General features: G+C 69.1%; 3 protein-coding genes. All 3 read left to right on the top strand.

Annotated features, from left to right (window positions below; genetic code table 11):
- Positions 1–2 precede the first annotated feature (2 nt).
- From ACFXJL_RS32335 to ACFXJL_RS32325, 3 genes are read left to right on the top strand one after another with little or no spacing between them, the layout of a single operon-like run.
- Positions 3–16055, top strand: a complete 16053-nt coding sequence (locus tag ACFXJL_RS32335) for an amino acid adenylation domain-containing protein (protein ID WP_384698465.1) — start codon at positions 3–5, stop codon at positions 16053–16055.
- On the top strand, positions 16042–17379 hold the full coding sequence (locus ACFXJL_RS32330; RefSeq protein ID WP_384698462.1) for a lysine N(6)-hydroxylase/L-ornithine N(5)-oxygenase family protein: 1338 nt from the start codon (positions 16042–16044) through the stop codon (positions 17377–17379). Before ACFXJL_RS32335 ends, ACFXJL_RS32330 begins: the two co-directional genes overlap by 14 nt.
- Positions 17376–17591, top strand: a complete 216-nt coding sequence (locus ACFXJL_RS32325) for an MbtH family protein (RefSeq protein WP_384698459.1) — start codon at positions 17376–17378, stop codon at positions 17589–17591. Before ACFXJL_RS32330 ends, ACFXJL_RS32325 begins: the two co-directional genes overlap by 4 nt.
- The last annotated feature ends 191 nt before the right edge of the window (positions 17592–17782 follow it).

Genomic DNA, 17782 nt, shown 5'->3' with positions numbered 1-17782 from the left:
GAGTGATTCCCCTGTCCTTTGCACAGCGGCGACTGTGGTTCATCGACCGGTTCGAGGGGCCATCGGCCACCTACAACCTTCCGTTCGTCCTCCGTCTCACCGGCACGCTCGACTCGGACGCACTGGTCCGAGCCGTACACGACGTGGTCACCCGGCACGAAAGCCTGCGCACGGTGTTCGTCGAGGACGCCGAGGGGCTCCCCACCCAGCGTGTGATCCCTACCGACGAGCTCGACCTACCGGTACCGATCATCGCCATCGCCCCCGAGGACGAGACGGCCGCACTCGCCGAAGCCGTCAGCCACCGGTTCGACCTCGCCACGGAGATTCCCGTACGGGCCCGGGTCCTGCGCCTCGGTCCCGGGGAACACGTCCTCGCCCTGGTCGTGCACCACGCCGCCGCCGACGGCGAGTCGATGGCACCGCTGGGCCGCGATCTGGCCGCCGCGTACACGGCCAGGCTGCGCGACGAGCCGCCGCTCTGGCACGAATTGCCGGTTCAGTACGGCGACTACACGCTCTGGCAGCGCGAACTGCTCGGCGACGAGAACGACCCCGACAGCGTCCTCGCCTCCCAGATCGCCCACTGGCGCACCGAGCTGGCGGGCGCTCCCCAGCAGCTGCGGCTGCCCACCGACCGGCCGCGGCCCTCCACCGCCAGTCACCGCGGCGACATGGTCGAGTTCTCCATCGCACCCGAGCTCGTCAGGGCGGCTGAAGAGCTGGCGCACGGCAGGGGTGCGACAACGGCGATGGTGATGCAGGCGGCCCTGGCCGTGACCCTCCACCACCTCGGCGCGGGCGACGACATCACGATCGGATCCACCGCCGCCGGGCGCCCCGACGAAGCACTGACCGACCTGGTGGGCTTCTTCGTCAACACCTGGGTGCTGCGCGCCGACCTCTCGGGCAACCCGACGCTCGGCGACTTCGTCGACCGGGTGCGCAGGACCGCGCTGCGGGCGTACGACCACCAGGACGTGCCCTTCGAGCGGCTGGTCGAGGCACTCAACCCGGAGCGCTCCACCGCGTACCACCCGCTCTTCCAGACCATGTTCACCTGGCAGAACCACACGCGCGTCGACCTTCCCCTGCCGGGGCTGACGGCCGAACTGACGGCGGTCGCCACCCCGACCGCCAAGTTCGACCTGGAGTTCAACTTCGCCGCGGGCGCCCCCGACCAGGGCATGAGCTGCCAGCTTGAGTACGCCACCGACCTCTTCGACCGGTCGACGGCGACCGGCATCGGAGAGCGCTTCCTCCGTGTGCTGCACGCCCTCACCGCAGCGCCCGAGACGCGCATCGGTGCCGTCGATGTCATGGACCGGGCCGAACACACTCTCCTGGCCGGGTTCAACGACACGGCCATCGACGAGCCCCGGCTGACCGTCCCCGAGCTACTGGCCCGTCAGGCGGAGGCGACCCCCGAGGCCATCGCCGTCATCCACGAGGACCAGCGGCTCACCTACCGTGAGCTGACCACGCGCGCCGCTCATCTGGCCCACGAGCTGCAGCGGCGCGGCGCCCGCCCCGAGTCACTCGTCGCCCTGGCCCTGCCGCGCTCGGCGGACCTCGTCGTCGCCCTGCTCGCCATCCTCACCTCGGGCGCCGCCTATCTGCCGATCGACCCCAGATACCCCAGCAAGCGCCTTGACTTCATCCTCGCCGAGGCGCGCCCCCAGCTCGTCCTCACGGACACGGCCACGGCACCGACGCTCCCCGACGACGGCACTCCCCGCCTTCATCTGGACACCCTCGCGCAGGAATCGGACGTCGAGCCTCCGCCACTGTCAGGGCCTCCGCCGCGCCCCGACAACATCGCCTACGTGATGTACACCTCGGGGTCCACCGGCACTCCCAAGGGCGTCGCCATCACCCACCACGGCATCGTCAACGGCGTCAGCCGACTCGCCGACGTCGTCGGCATCGGCCCCGACTCGCGCATGCTCGCGGGCACCTCCATCAACTTCGACGTCTCCGTCTTCGAGATCATCACCACCCTCGGCACCGGCGGCACCGTGGAAGTCGTCCGTGACGTCCTGGCGCTGGGCGAACGGCCGTCCTGGTCCGGAAGCGTCATCTCCACCGTGCCCTCCGTCTTCGCCGAGCTCATCGACCACATCGCGGACACCACCACCGTCGACACGGTCGTCTTCGCGGGAGAGGCCCTCCCCGCATCCCTCGTCGACCGCGTCCAGAAGGCTTTCGACGGAGTCCGCGTCATCAACGCCTACGGTCAGAGCGAGAGCTTCTACGCCACCGCGCTCGTGGCTCCCACCGCGGTGCCGGACGCCCAGGGCAGCGCGCCCATCGGTCAACCGCTCGGCAATATGCGCACCTACGTCCTGGGGCCCGGGCTCCGGCCCGTACCGCCCGGCGTCATCGGCGAACTCTATGTCGCGGGCGCCGTGGGCCGCGGCTACCACGGCCGTGCCGCGCTCACCGCCGACCGGTTCATCGCCGACCCGTACGGCCCCGCCGGATCCCGGATGTACCGCACGGGCGACCTCGCCCGCTGGACCGCCGAAGGACACCTCGCGTTCGCGGGGCGCGATGACGCCCAGATGAAGGTACGCGGATTCCGCATCGAACCCGGTGAGATCGAAGCCGCCCTCACCGACCACCCCGGTGTCGGCCACGCCGTGGTCACCACATACGAGCGGCCCGGCGGCACCCAACTCGTCGGATACATCGTTCCGGTGGGCGTCGGCGGCCTCGGCACCGTGGAGAGCATCGGCCATATCGACGTCGATCTCACAGCAGGCGTCTCCGTACCCGAACTGCGGACCTTCGTCGCGGGCCGTCTCCCCGAGTTCATGGTCCCCTCGGCCTTCGTCATGCTCGACCGGCTGCCCCTGGCCCCCAACGGCAAACTGGACCGCGCCGCGCTCCCCGCCCCCGAGCTCAAGGGCGGCACCTACCGCGCCCCGGACTCCGTGCCCGAGAAGATACTCGCAGGGGTGTATGCCGAGGTCCTCGGTGTGGACCGGGTCGGCATCGACGACGACTTCTTCGCCGTCGGTGGTGACAGCATCCGCTCGATCCAGGTGGTGTCACGGGCCCGTGCACAGGGGGTGGAGATCACCCCGCGCCAGATCTTCGAACGCCGCACCGTCGCCGAACTCGCCACCGTTGCCGGCACCACGGGCGGCGAGGGCGAGCGCCTCGCGGAGTTGGAGGGCGGCGGCGAGGGCTGGATGCCACTGCTCCCCGTCGCCGAGTACCTCCTCGAACTGGGGGGCGGCATGGACAGGTTCTCCATGTCGATGGTGCTCGATCTGCCCGAGGGGATCGATGGGGCGGGGTTGGCGTTGACGTTGGGGGCGGTGGTGGATGCGCATGATGTGTTGCGTTCACGTCTGGTCGACGGTGGGCTTGAGGTGGGGCCGCGGGGTTCGGTGGATGTCGCTCCGCTGATCCGACGGGCCGACGAGGACGCCGTGCTGCAAGTCGAGTTGGACGCGGCGACCGGGCGTCTCGATCCTGCGGCGGGAGTGATGGCCCAGTTCGTCTGGCTGCCCGGTGAGGGCCGTCTGCTGATCGTGTTGCACCACCTGGTGGTGGACGGGGTGTCCTGGCGGGTGCTCCTGCCCGATCTGGCGCAGGCATGGCAACGCGTACGAGAAGGACTACATCCCGAGTTGCCCCCGGTGGGAACCTCGCTACGACGCTGGGCACACGCCCTGCACGACGAAGCGAACAACAACACCCGCACCACCGAACTGGACTGGTGGCGAGCCGTCGTCGAAGGCCCGGATCCCGATCTCGGTCGTCGACCCCTGGACCCCGTCATCGATGTGGTGGACACCCTCGACTATGTGTGGGCGGAGGTCTCGCCTGAGGTGACGGAGGCGTTGTTGACGGTGTTGCCCGGGGTGTTCCGCAGTGGTGCGGGCGACGGCCTGTTGGCAGGGTTGGCCTTGGCGGTGGCCACATGGCGTAGGGAACGCGGAGTGGACGAGCCCTCACTCCTGGTCCGCCTCGAAGGACACGGCCGCGAAGAAGACGTGGCCCCCGGCGCAGACCTCTCCCGCACCCTCGGCTGGTTCACCACCATGTACCCCGTACGCCTCACCATCGAAAACACCGACCTCAACGAAGCACTCACCGCAGGACCCGCAGCCGGCACCCTCATCAAAACCATCAAAGAACAACTCCTCACCATCCCCGACAAAGGCATCGGCTACGGCCTCCTGCGCTACCTCAACCAAGAAACCGCCCCCCAACTCGCCCCCCACCCCACCGGACAAATAGCCTTCAACTACCTCGGCCGCTTCTCCACCACCGACATGCCCGAACACCTCCGCGGCCTCGCCTGGACCCAGAGCCCCGGCACGGCGACGACCGTCGCCACTCCCGATGCCGATATGCCGGCCCTGTCCGTCCTCGATGTGAACGCGCTCGTCACCGAGGGCAGGGACGGTGCCCGCCTCACTGCCCGGTTTGGATTCCCCACCGGCATCCTGAGCACGCAGGAAGTGCAGGAGTTGGCCGATCTCTGGTGTGCGGCACTGGAGGCGCTCGCCGAGCATGTGCGGCAACCCGACGCAGGCGGCCTCACCCCCTCCGACGTCCCCCTAGTCTCCGTACACCAAAGCGAGATCGAACACTGGGAACACCACTACCCCCACCTCACCGACATCTGGCCCCTCACCCCCCTCCAATCCGGACTCCTCTTCCACGCCCAACTCGCCGACACCACCTACGACGCCTACCACGTCCAATTCATCTACCACCTCACCGGCACCATCGACCCCCACCGCATGCACACCGCAGGCCAAGCCCTCCTCAACCGACACCCCACCCTCCGCACCGCCTACACCAACAACCACACCGGCACCCCCATCCAACTCGTCCTCAACCACACCCCACTCCCCTGGCAACACCACGACCTGACGGGGCAAGGCGCCGACGCACTGGAACGGCTGCTGTCCCAGGACCGCGAGACCCACTTCGACCCGGCGACACCACCTCTGGTCCGCATGACCCTCATCACCCTGGGGCCCGACCGCGCCGAGCTGGTGTTCACCGCCCACCACGTCCTCTTCGACGGCTGGTCCGTACCGTTGCTGATGCAGGATCTCCTACGGCTGTACGGCTCGGGTGGCGACCCCGCCGCCCTGCCCCGCGTACGCAGCTACCGGGACTTCCTTGACTGGCTCTCCCGGCAGGACCATCAGGCGGCTGCCCGTGCCTGGGCCGCCGAACTGGCCGGAGTCGACGAGCCCACACTGCTCGTTCCCGACACCGCAGCCGAGGGGGCCACCGCGGACATCGGATCGGTCGACGTTCCGCTCCCGGCCGAGTTGGCGATCTCGCTCCCCCGTCGGGCCGCCGAACTGGGCGTCACGCTCAGCACCCTCGTCCAGGGCGCCTGGGCGCTGCTGCTCGGACAGCTCACCGGACGGCACGATGTGCTGTTCGGCGCGACCGTCTCGGGCCGCCCCGCCGTGGTCGACGGGGTCGACACCATGGTCGGCCTCTTCATCAACACCCTCCCCGTACGCGTCGACTACGCACCGGGGGACACAGCGGCTGACCTGCTGAGCTCCCTCCAGGACCGGCAGGCCGCCCTCCTCGACCACCACCACTACGGGCTCGCCGACATCCAACGAGCCGCAGGACTGCCGGTGCTGTTCGACACCGTCGTCGTCTTCGAGTCGTTCCCCGTCGACCGCGTTGGCATCAGCGAGGCCAACAGCGCGGCCGGAGTGACCATCACCGGTCTCACCCCGTTCAGCGGTAGCCACTACCCCCTCGCGGTGACCGCCGATGCCGACCCCCATCTGCGGATCGCGCTCCAGCACCAGCACTCGGTGCTGGACCACGACGCGGTGGTATCGATAGCGGAACGGTTCCGACGGGTACTCGGCGAAATCGCCGACGACCCCCACCGTCCGGTACGGGACATCGGCATCCTCGACCCGGTCGAACGGAACCAGGTCGTCAGAGCCTGGAACGACACCGCCAGACCGGTGGCGGCCAGCACGGTCCCCGAGGCGTTCGAAGCACAGGCCGCCCGCACCCCCGACGCCCCCGCCGTCACCTTCGACGGCAGCACCCTGACGTACGCACAGCTCAACCGGCGCGCGAACCGGCTGGCCCGGCATCTGGTCGCCCAAGGTGCCGGCCCCGAGGACACCATCGCGGTCATGCTGCCCCGCTCCACCGAACTGATCGTCGCCCTGCTCGCGATCCTCAAGGCGGGCGCCGCCTATCTGCCCGTGGACCCGGGCCTTCCCGTCGAGCGGATCGGATTTCTGCACGAGGACGCACGACCCCTGCTCACGCTCACCACAACGAGCTCACCCGCGCCCGGCGGTGTCCGACAGATCGCGGTCGACGATCCGACCCTGGTCCTCCAGGACACCACCACGGCTACGGGCACGGGCACGGGCACCGGCATGGGTCCGGGCTTCATGGATGCGTCGGACCTCACCGACGCCGACCGGGTACGGCCCCTCACCCCCGCCCATCCCGCGTACGTCCTCTACACCTCGGGATCGACCGGTCGCCCCAAGGGCGTCGTCGTCGGACACACGGCCATCGTCAACCGACTCCTGTGGATGGCGCACGCCTACCAGGTGAACACCGACGACCGGATCCTGCAGAAGACCCCGCTCGGCTTCGACGTATCGGTGTGGGAGCTCTTCCTGCCCCTGATCACGGGCTCCGAGCTCGTCGTGGCCGAACCCGGAGGCCACCGCGACCCCGTCTATCTGGCCCGGCTGATCCGGGAGTCCCGGATCACCATGGTCCACTTCGTCCCGTCCATGCTCCAGGCGTTCCTCCAGGAGCCGTCGGCACGCGCCTGCACCAGCCTGCGCCAGGTCGTCTGTAGTGGTGAGGCGCTTCCGCCGCATCTGCGCGACCAGTTCTACACGGTCCTCGACGCGCCGCTGAACAACCTCTACGGCCCCACCGAGACCGCCGTCGACGTCACCGCGACCCACTGCCCCCGCACGGACACCGGCAGGGTCACGATCGGTGGGCCCGTGTGGAACACCCGCCTCTACGTCCTGGACGGCCACCTCAACCCCGTACCCCCTCGCGTCGCCGGCGAGCTGTACATCGCGGGCGACCAACTGGCCCGCGGCTACCTCCATCGGCACGGACTCACCGCCGAGCGCTTCGTCGCCAACCCGTTCGACGCACCGGGCAGCCGCATGTACCGCACCGGGGACCGGGTCCGCTGGGACGGGCAAGGACACCTGGAGTATCTCGGCCGGACCGACGACCAGGTGAAGGTGCGCGGCATGCGCATCGAACTCGGCGAGATCGAGAGCGCCCTGAGCGCCCACCCCGGAGTGGAACACGCCGCCGTCGTCGCCCGGAACACACCGACGGGACAACAACTGGTGGGATACGTCGTACCTGCGCCGGGGACCGCCGCCGATGTCGCCAGGGCCGTCGCGCTCCGGCGGGCGGGCCGGCTGGACGGCGTGGAGCTGCACGAACTGCCCAACGGCATGCTGGTGGCCGCCCGCAACCGGTCGAACACCCTCTTCCTGTACGACGAGATCTTCACCAGGAACGAGTACCTCCGTGGCGGAGTGACCCTCCCCGCGGGGGCGTGCGTCGTCGACGTCGGCGGCCACGTCGGCATGTTCTCGCTGTACGTGAACACACTCCGGCCCGACGCCGTGATCCACGCCTTCGAGCCCATGCCCGAACTGGCGGCGATGTTCGCGCTCAACGCCGACCTGCACGACATCGACGTCCGCATCGCCACCTGTGCGCTCGGCCGCGAACCCGGCCGCGCCGACTTCACGTACTACCCCGAGATGTCCCTGCTCTCCGGGCGCTTCGCCGACGAGGCCGAAGAGCGCCGGATGCTGGAACGCGTCATCGAGAACGAACGCCGCACCCCTCGCGCCCCGGACGGCGCCGAGGGCGAGGACGACGCAATGCTCGCGGAGCTGCTGACCGACCGGCTGCGCAGCGTCTTCGTCGACGTCGAACTGCGCACCCTCTCCCAGATGATCAGGGAGAACGGCATCAGCACCATCGACCTGCTGAAGATCGACGCGGAGAAGAGCGAACTCGACGTCCTGCTCGGCATCGAACCGGAACACTGGCCGCTCGTCCGGCAGATCGTCGCCGAGGTCCATGACATCGAAGACCGTCTGAACACCGTGGTGAAGCTCCTGCACGACCAGGGCTTCCACACAACGGTGGAGAACTCCGACGAGCTCGCCAGAACGGGCATGTACTCGCTGTACGCGGTGCGCCCGCCCGTCGACGACCACCCCGGGGGCACGATCCCGCCCGTCGAAGGGCACCGCACCTGGCACAATCCCGGGCAGCTCACCGGAGACATCCAGGAGCACACCGCGGCATTGCTGCCGGACTACATGGTGCCCTCGGCCCTGGTGGTCCTCGATGCGCTCCCCGTCACCACGAACGGCAAGCTCGACCGGGCCGCGCTGCCCGCCCCCGAAGCCACGGGCGGCGCCGAGGGCTCCAGGGACCCGCGCACCGATCTGGAGAGGACCCTCTGCGCCCTGTTCGCGGAGGTGCTCGGCGCGGACCGGGTCGGCATCGACGACGACTTCTTCGCCCTGGGCGGGCACTCCCTGGTCGCAACCCGGCTCATCAGCAGACTCCGTACCGTCGTCGGCGCCGAACTGCCGATCCGTACCGTCTTCGACGCGCCGACCGTCGCCGAACTGGCGACGCACCTGCCGGCGCGGACGGACGAGCGGTCCGACCCGCCCACAGTTCGGACCGAGCTATCGGCAGTGCACGACCGTCCGGACCGCATTCCCCTGTCCTTCGCCCAACGCAGGCTCTGGTTCGCCGACCGCTTCGAAGGCCCTTCCGCGACCTACAACCTGCCCGTGGTGCTGCACCTGGAAGGCCCGCTCGACCTCACGGCGCTGGAATCAGCCCTCCAGGACGTGGTCGCCCGGCACGAAACACTGCGGACCCTCGTCGGCGAGGACGACGGCGTCCCCCACCAACACATCCTCCCCCCGGATGGGGCGGCCCTCGCCCTGCCCGTCACCGGCACGGACCCGCAGGAAGTCGAGCGCCTCATCACCGTCGAGGTGAGCCGCGCCTTCGACTTCACCACCGAACTACCGCTGCGGGCGCATGTCTTCGCGCAGGGTCCGGACGACCACGTACTGCTGCTGGTCATGCACCACATCGCGGGCGACGGCGAATCGCTCGTCCCCCTCACCCGTGACCTGGCCACCGCCTACGAGGCACGCAAGCGGGGCGCCGCACCCGGCTGGACTCCGCTGCCCGTCCAGTACGCCGACTACACGCTCTGGCAGCGCGAACTCCTCGGCGATGCGGATGACCCCGACAGCGTCCTGGGCCGGCAGTCCGCCTACTGGCGCACCGAACTGGCGGACACCAGGCAGCCGTTGCCGCTGCCCACGGACCGTCCCAGGCCGTCGACCGCCAGTCACCGCGGCGACCTCGTCGACTTCACCCTCGACTCCTCACTCGTGGCAGCCGTCGAGGAACTGGCCACCGCACACCGGGCGACCGTGCCCATGGTGCTCCAGGCGGCCCTCGCCGTGCAGCTGCGCGAGCTCGGCAGCGGCGACGACATCACCGTCGGTTCCCCGATCGCCGGCCGTACCGACGCGGCCCTCGCCGAGCTGGTCGGCTTCTTCGTCAACACCTGGGTGCTGCGCGTCCACCTCCCCGCCGACCTCACCTTCGCCCGCGTCATCGAGCAGGTACGGGACAAGGCGCTGGCCGCTTACGACAACCAGCACGCGCCCTTCGAGCACCTGGTGGAGCTCCTCAACCCCGACCGGTCCACCGCCCATCATCCGCTGTTCCAGGTGATGTTCGGTTGGCAGGCCATCGAGGAGGGGGACTTCGCACTGCGCGGCCTCCGGGCCGAGTTGAAGACGATCGCCACGGGCACGGCGAAGTTCGATCTGTTCCTCACCATGGCCGACGTACCGGGACGGGGTGTGCTCGGCAGCCTCGAATACGCCACGGACCTCTTCGACCGGTCCACCGCCGAGGGCATCACCACCGGATTCGTCCGTACGCTGCACCGCCTCTTGGCCCACCCGGAGACGCCCCTCGGGGCGGTCGGGCCCGTGCGCGACACCGCGCGAACCACGATCCGGGGCGTGGAGGTCGACCTGGCCGAGGTCGAGGCCGTGTTGGGCGCACACCCCCGTATCGCCCGGGCGGTGGCCGCCACCCACACCGGCCGGGGCACCGGGCGCCGTCTGATCGGCTACGTGGTCCCAGCGGCCACCGTCGAGGGCGAGGCCAGCATGGACTTCACCGCCGGGCTCTCCCCCGCCGAACTGCGCGCCCATGCCGCCGCACGGCTCCCCGAGCACGCCGTCCCCGCCGAATTCCTGGTCATCGACCGGCTGCCGCTGACGCCCGACGGCGCTCTGGACCACGACGCACTGCCCGAACCTGTCGGTACGGGGAGTGTCTACCGGGCGCCACGCACCCCCGTGGAGACGACGTTGGCCCAGGTGTATGCCGAGGTCCTCGGTGTGGACCGGGTCGGCATCGACGACGACTACTTCCTCATCGGTGGAGACAGCATCCGCTCGATCCAGGTGGTGTCACGGGCCCGTGCCCAGGGGGTGGAGATCACCCCGCGCCAGATCTTCGAACGCCGCACCGTCGCCGAACTCGCCGACGCAGTGAACGCAGCCGCCACCACCGATGTCCTCGCGGAGCTGGCGGGGCGTGGCGAGGGCTGGATGCCGTTGCTGCCGATGGGCGCATACCTCCTTGAACTGGGGGTGGGGACCGACCGGTTCGCCATGACCACCGTCGTCGATCTGCCCGAGGGGATCGATGGTGCGGGGTTGGCGTTGACGTTGGGGGCGGTGGTGGATGCGCATGATGTGTTGCGTTCACGTCTGGTCGACGGTGGGCTTGAGGTGGGGCCGCGGGGCTCGGTGGACGTCGCTCCGCTGATCCGACGGGCCGACGAGGACGCCGTGCTGCAAGTCGAGTTGGACGCGGCGACCGGGCGTCTCGATCCTGCGGCGGGAGTGATGGCCCAGTTCGTCTGGCTGCCCGGAGAGGGCCGTCTGCTGATCGTGCTGCACCACCTGGTGGTGGACGGGGTGTCCTGGCGGGTGCTCCTGCCCGATCTGGCGCAGGCATGGCAACGCGTACGAGAAGGACTACATCCCGAGTTGCCCCCGGTGGGAACCTCGCTACGACGCTGGGCACACGCCCTGCACGACGAAGCGAACAACAACACCCGCACCACCGAACTGCCGTACTGGTTGGGATCCGTTGACGGCCCCGATCCCCTCCTCGGGCGGCGGGCGCTCGACCCGGCCGTTGATGTCCAGTCGACGGTCGACAGCATCGAGACCCGGGTTTCGCCTGAGGTGACGGAGGCGTTGTTGACGGTGTTGCCCGGGGTGTTCCGCAGTGGCGCGGGCGACGGCCTGTTGGCAGGGTTGGCCTTGGCGGTGGCCACATGGCGTAGGGAACGCGGAGTGGACGAGTCTTCACTCCTGGTCCGCCTCGAAGGACACGGCCGCGAAGAAGACGTGGCCCCCGGCGCAGACCTCTCCCGCACCCTCGGCTGGTTCACCACCATGTACCCCGTACGCCTCACCATCGAAAACACCGACCTCAACGAAGCACTCACCGCAGGACCCGCAGCCGGCACACTCATCAAAACCATCAAAGAACAACTCCTCACCATCCCCGACAAAGGCATCGGCTACGGCCTCCTGCGCTACCTCAACCAAGAAACCGCCCCCCAACTCGCCCCCCACCCCACCGGACAAATAGCCTTCAACTACCTCGGCCGCTTCTCCACCACCGACATGCCCGAACACCTCCGCGGCCTCGCCTGGACCGAAGCCCCCGACACCGCGGGCATCGCAGCAGGGCTCGACCCTCACCTCCCCGCGCTCGCGGCCCTGGACGTGAACGCCTATGTCACGGACTCCGACGGCGGCCCGGAGCTACGGGCTCGGTTCGACTTCCCCACGGGGGTTCTGACGAGGGGCGACGCCCAGGAGCTGGCCGATCTCTGGTGTGCGGCACTGGAGGCACTCGCCGAGCATGTGCGGCAACCCGACGCAGGCGGCCTCACCCCCTCCGACGTCCCCCTGGTCTCCGTACACCAAAGGGAGATCGAACACTGGGAACACCACTACCCCCACCTCACCGACATCTGGCCCCTCACCCCCCTCCAATCCGGACTCCTCTTCCACGCCCAACTCGCCGACACCACCTACGACGCCTACCACGTCCAATTCATCTACCACCTCACCGGCACCATCGACCCCCACCGCATGCACACCGCAGGCCAAGCCCTCCTCAACCGACACCCCACCCTCCGCACCGCCTACACCAACAACCACACCGGCACCCCCATCCAACTCGTCCTCAACCACACCCGACTCCCCTGGCAACACCACGACCTGAGCGCACTCCAAGAGGGCGCGGCTGAGCGGGAGTTCCAGCGCATCCTGGCCGACGACCAACGCGCCCACTTCGACCCGGCGACACCACCCCTGGTCCGCATGACCCTCATCACACGAGGCCCCGACCGCGCCGAGCTGGTGTTCACCGCCCACCACGTCCTCTTCGACGGCTGGTCGCTGCCACTGCTCACCGAGGAGCTGTTGCGGCTGTACGGCTCGCACGGCGATGCATCAGAGCTGATGCCCCCGCCTGCCTACCGGGACTTCCTGCGCTGGCTCTCCACACGGGATCGGCAGAGCTCCATCGACGCCTGGGCCGCCGAACTCGACGGGGTCGAAGAACCCACGCTGCTCGCACCCGACACCGGGATCGACGCGGACCAGGGCAGCACCGGGCAACTGGAGGTCGCGCTGCCGACCGCGACCGCCCTGGAACTCGCCCGACAAGCGGGCGACTTGGGGATCACGCTCAACACCGTGGTACAGGGTGCCTGGGCACTCGTACTCGCGGAGTTGACCGGACGGCAGGACGTGCTGTTCGGGGCGACGGTGTCAGGCAGACCCGCCGAAGTGCCCGGAGTCGACGCCATGGTCGGCCTCTTCATCAACACCCTTCCCGTACGCGTCGCCATGACGCCCTGGGACAGCATCAGCACTCTCCTGACCGACCTCCAGGACCGGCAGAGCGCCCTCCTCGACCACCACCACACCGGACTCGCCGACATCCAGCGGGCCGCAGGACTGCCGGTGCTGTTCGACACGGTGACGGTCTTCGAGTCGTTCCCCGTCGACCGGACGGGCATCGGCGAAGCCAACAGGTCGGCAGGGATCGAGATCACCGCTGCGAGTTCCGTGAACGGCACCCACTACCCCTTCGGTGTCGCCGCCACCGCCGACCCCCACCTCCGGGTGATCCTCCAGTTCCAGCGCGATGTGTTCGACACGGCGACCGCCGAGGACATCGCCGCCCGGTTCGCCCGTGTGCTCGCGCGGGTCGCAACCGCCCCCGACACACTCATCGGTGCCCTCCATGAGCCGGGGCCCGGGGCCGAAGGCACCACCTCCGCCGGGGTGACCACCACGCAGGACACGGTTCCCGGGTTGTTCGCCGCCCAGGCCGCGGCGAACCCGGACGCACTCGCCGTCGTCCACGAGGCGGAATCGCTGACCTACCGTGAGCTGAACGCCCGCGTGAAGCGGCTCGCGGCCGAACTGACCCGGCGCGGCGTGGGACCCGAGACGGTGGTGGTCGTCGCGCTGCGGCGCTCCCCCGCCCTCGTGGTGACACTGCTCGCGGTGATGCGGGCGGGCGGTGTGTACCTACCCGTCGACCCGGCTCTCCCCGCCGAGCGCATCGCTTTCATGGCCGAGGACTCGGGGGCTCGACTGGCCCTGGTGGACGCAACGACGGCCGAGGCGTTGGCTGCTGCACCGGTGGCCACCTTCCGCGTCGACACCGAAGACACCAACGGACCGAACAAACCACCAGCGGCAGAAGCCACCGAAGGGGCCACCGCTGCAGATTCCGCCGCGGATTCCGCCGCAGGTCCCGCCGTACTCGACGGCACCGCGTACATCATCTACACGTCCGGCTCCACCGGTCGTCCCAAGGGCGTGGCCGTCACCCACCGGGGTATCGCCGCCCTCGTCAGGGGACATGTGGAACGGCTCGGTGTGACCTCCGAAACCCGCATGCTGCAACTGGCCTCGCCCGGCTTCGACGTATCGCTCTGCGAGATGTTCACGGTCCTGCTGTCGGGCGCCACCGTGGTGCTGGCCGACACCGCCCGTCTTGCTCCGGGGACCGCGCTCTCCGAGACCATCGCCGCGCACGCCGTGACCCATGCGATGATCCCGCCCGCGATGCTCGCCATGGTGTCGCCCGGTGCACTGACCAGCGTTGAATCCCTGGTCGTGGGGGGTGAGGTGACTCCGCCCGAGTTGGTGGCCTCCTGGGCGCCCGGTCGCAACATGGTCAACGTCTACGGGCCGACGGAGACCACGGCCTGCGCCACCATGAGCACACCGCTCGCCGCGAACACCGGGCTGCCGCCGATCGGCCACCCGATCCCCGACACCCGGCTGTACGTCCTGGACGGGGCGCTCCGCCCGGTGCGGCCGGGCCGGACCGGTGAGCTGTACATCGCGGGACCCGGTGTGGCGCGCGGATACATCGGGCGCCCCGGTCTGACTGCGGGGCGATTCCTGCCCTGCCCGTTCGGACGGCCCGGCGAGCGGATGTACCGCACGGGTGACCTGGTGGTGCACGGTCGGGACGGGCAGCTCGTGTTTCAGGGGCGGGTCGACGGCCAGGTCAAGATACGCGGCTTCCGCATCGAGCCCGGTGAGATCGAGGCGGCGCTGTTGGCCCACCCGGCGATCGCGCAGGCCGTCGTGGTCGTCGACGAACACGATGGCGACCGCCGGCTGGCCGCGTACGTGGTGCCGCGCGGCACTCCCGGCGACGCCACGCTGGACGCACTGCCGGCCGAGTTGCGCCGTCATCTGGCCGCCGGTCTGCCGGAGTACATGGTGCCCGCGGCCGTGACGGTGCTCGGAGAGCTGCCCTTCAACCGCAACGGAAAGCTGGACAGGGGCGCGCTCCCCACACCCGACTACGGCGCCGCTTCGACCGGTCGGCCCGCCAGGACACCGCGCGAGGAGATCCTGTGCGGCCTGTTCGCGGAGGTGCTGGGCGTCGACCGGGTCGGCATCGACGACGGCTTCTTCGCCCTGGGCGGCCACTCGCTCCTGGCGGCCAGACTCATCAACCGCATTCGGGTGGTACTCGGCGTCGAACTGCCGCTGCGCACCGTGTTCCAGTCGCCCACCGTCGCCGGACTGGCCCAACACCTGCAATCCGAAGGGGCGGCCGACGGTACGGTTTCCGAGGTCGACCCGTTCGCCCCGGTCCTGTCCATCGCGCCCGGCGCCACGGACGGCGCGGGCGGCCCGGGGACCGAACCCCTGTGGTGGATCCACCCCGGCGGCGGCATCTGCTGGCCCTATCTGGGATTCGCCGAACTGCTCCCCGCGGAGCGGCCGGTCAACGGCATCCAGGCCAAGGGCTTCGACGGCACGACCCCGCTACCCGCCTCCATCGACGACATGGTCACCGACTACATCGCCGAGATACGGGCCGTGCAGCCCGAGGGCCCGTACCACCTCATGGGTCTGTCCATCGGGGGAACCCTCGCCCATGCGATCGGGGCAACGCTCCAGGCGCAGGGGCATGAAGTGGCACTCCTCGCCCTCCTGGACAGCGTCCCCAGTGGCTATCTGCATGAGCAGAAGCCGCCCACCGCGGCTGATCTGCGGGAGTACTTCACCGAACACCTCACCGGTCTGTCCGGTACGGCGGACGGTGAGGCGTTCCTGACGAACGCCGTGTCCGTCATCGTCAATCACACCGCGCTCATGCCCGAGTTCCACCAGCCCGTCTACCGGGGCGACGTCCTCTTCTTCAACGCCGTACCGAAGGCCGAGGGGTCCTTCGCGGGCCTGTGGCGGCCACATGTCACGGGCACGGTGCGGCAACACGACATCAACAGCGCGCACGGCGACATGTATCTGCCAGGACCGGCAGCGGAAATCTGCCGGATCATCGGCGCCGCACTGCCGGCTTCAACGAGGGGAAAATTCCGTGGAAACGCGTGAACCTGAAATGTACGACGTCGTGGGAATCGGATTCGGGCCCTCGAACCTTTCGCTCGCCGTGGCGCTGGAGGAGCAGCAGACACCGTTGAAGGCCGTCTTCTTCGAGCGACAACCGACGCTCAGCTGGCACCGCGGCATGCTGATGTCCGGCACGAAGATGCAGGTCTCCTTCCTCAAGGACCTGGCCACCTTCCGCAATCCCGTCTCGGAGTTCAGTTTCGTCTCCTACCTCCATGCAAAGGGGCGGTTGGCGCGGTTCGTCAACAACCAGGACTTCTTTCCGTCCCGGCAGGAATTCCACTCCTATCTGGAATGGGCCGCGGCGAAGGTGGCGCATCGCGTCTCCTACAACTCCCGTGTCACAGCGGTCCAGTTGCCCCCGGCATACGGCAAGGGTCCCGCGCGCCATGTGCGACTGGCGGTGGACGATCCGGTACGGCCCGGCGGCGTCCGGGTGGTCGAAGCCCGCAACATCGTCATCTCGACCGGCCTTGTGCCGCGCATGCCCACCGGGATCGAGCGCGGTGAGTCGGTCTGGCACAGCTCGGAGTTCCTGCACCGGTTCAGGGAGCGCGGTAGTGCCGGGCTGAAGCGCGTGGCGGTCGTCGGCGCGGGCCAGAGCGCCGCGGAGATCGTCCGCTTTCTGCACGACAATGCGCCGGACGCCACGGTCTCGGCGATCCTCCCTTCGTACGGCTACTCCATCGCGGACAACACCCCCTTCGCGAACCAGGTCTTCGATCCGAACGCGACCGACGAGTTCTATCGGGGCTCGGACCGCTCGAAGGACGCGATTTGGCACTACCACAAGAACACCAACTACTCGGTCGTCGACGACGAGGTGCTCAGCGACCTCTACCAGCGTGCGTACGCCGATGAGGTCAGCGAAGAGGGACGGTTGGACTTCGTCAACCTGGCCAGGGTCGTCGACGTCAAGCACGGCGCGAACGACACCCGGGTAACGGTGCACTCCCTGGCCGCGGACGAGTCGTACGACCTCGACGTCGACGTGCTGGTCTGCGCCACCGGCTACCTCCCGATGGACCCCTCTGAGATCCTCGGCAGCGTGGGCGACCACTGCCTGCGGGACGCCGAGGGCAGATACCGCATCACCCGGGACTACCGGCTGGCCACCACGGACGCACTGAGTTGCGGGATCTATCTACAGGGCGGCACGGAGCACACCCACGGACTATCGTCGTCCCTGCTGTCGAACCTGGCCGTCAGAAGCGGCGAGATCACCAATTCCATCCTGGAAAGGCGCGTTGCCGCAGCAGCAGCCGCAGACCAGGCGGCCGATGAAGAGATGGGGATCCGCGTATGAGCACCAATCCGTTCGACGATGACAACGGGCGCTTCCATGTGCTGGTCAATGAGGAGGACCAGCACTCTCTGTGGCCCACCTTCGCGGCCGTCCCGGACGGCTGGCGCATCGTCCTCAACGATGACACCCGTGCCACATGCCTTGAGTACGTGGAGGAGAACTGGACCGATATGCGGCCCAGGAGCCTTCAGCGGGCCATGGCCCAGGACTGACCCCGTACGACATCGAGCCGCTGGTGGTACGGGGCCTGGCGCGCATGAGGTCCCCGTACGACCCGGCGCCCAGGTCAGGTGGCGGTGGCCGCGAAGCCCCCCGTGCCATCGGCGGCCTTGGGAACGCCGGTGGTCGCACGGGTGGGCTGGCCCGCCACCCGGTCTGCTCGTCGAAGACCGCGGGCGAGGCC

It is taken from the genome of Streptomyces sp. NPDC059256 (assembly GCF_042753785.1).
Classification (GTDB): domain Bacteria; phylum Actinomycetota; class Actinomycetes; order Streptomycetales; family Streptomycetaceae; genus Streptomyces.
Note: the sequence above shows the minus strand (reverse complement) of the source record. Positions and strands in the feature narration are given on the sequence as shown.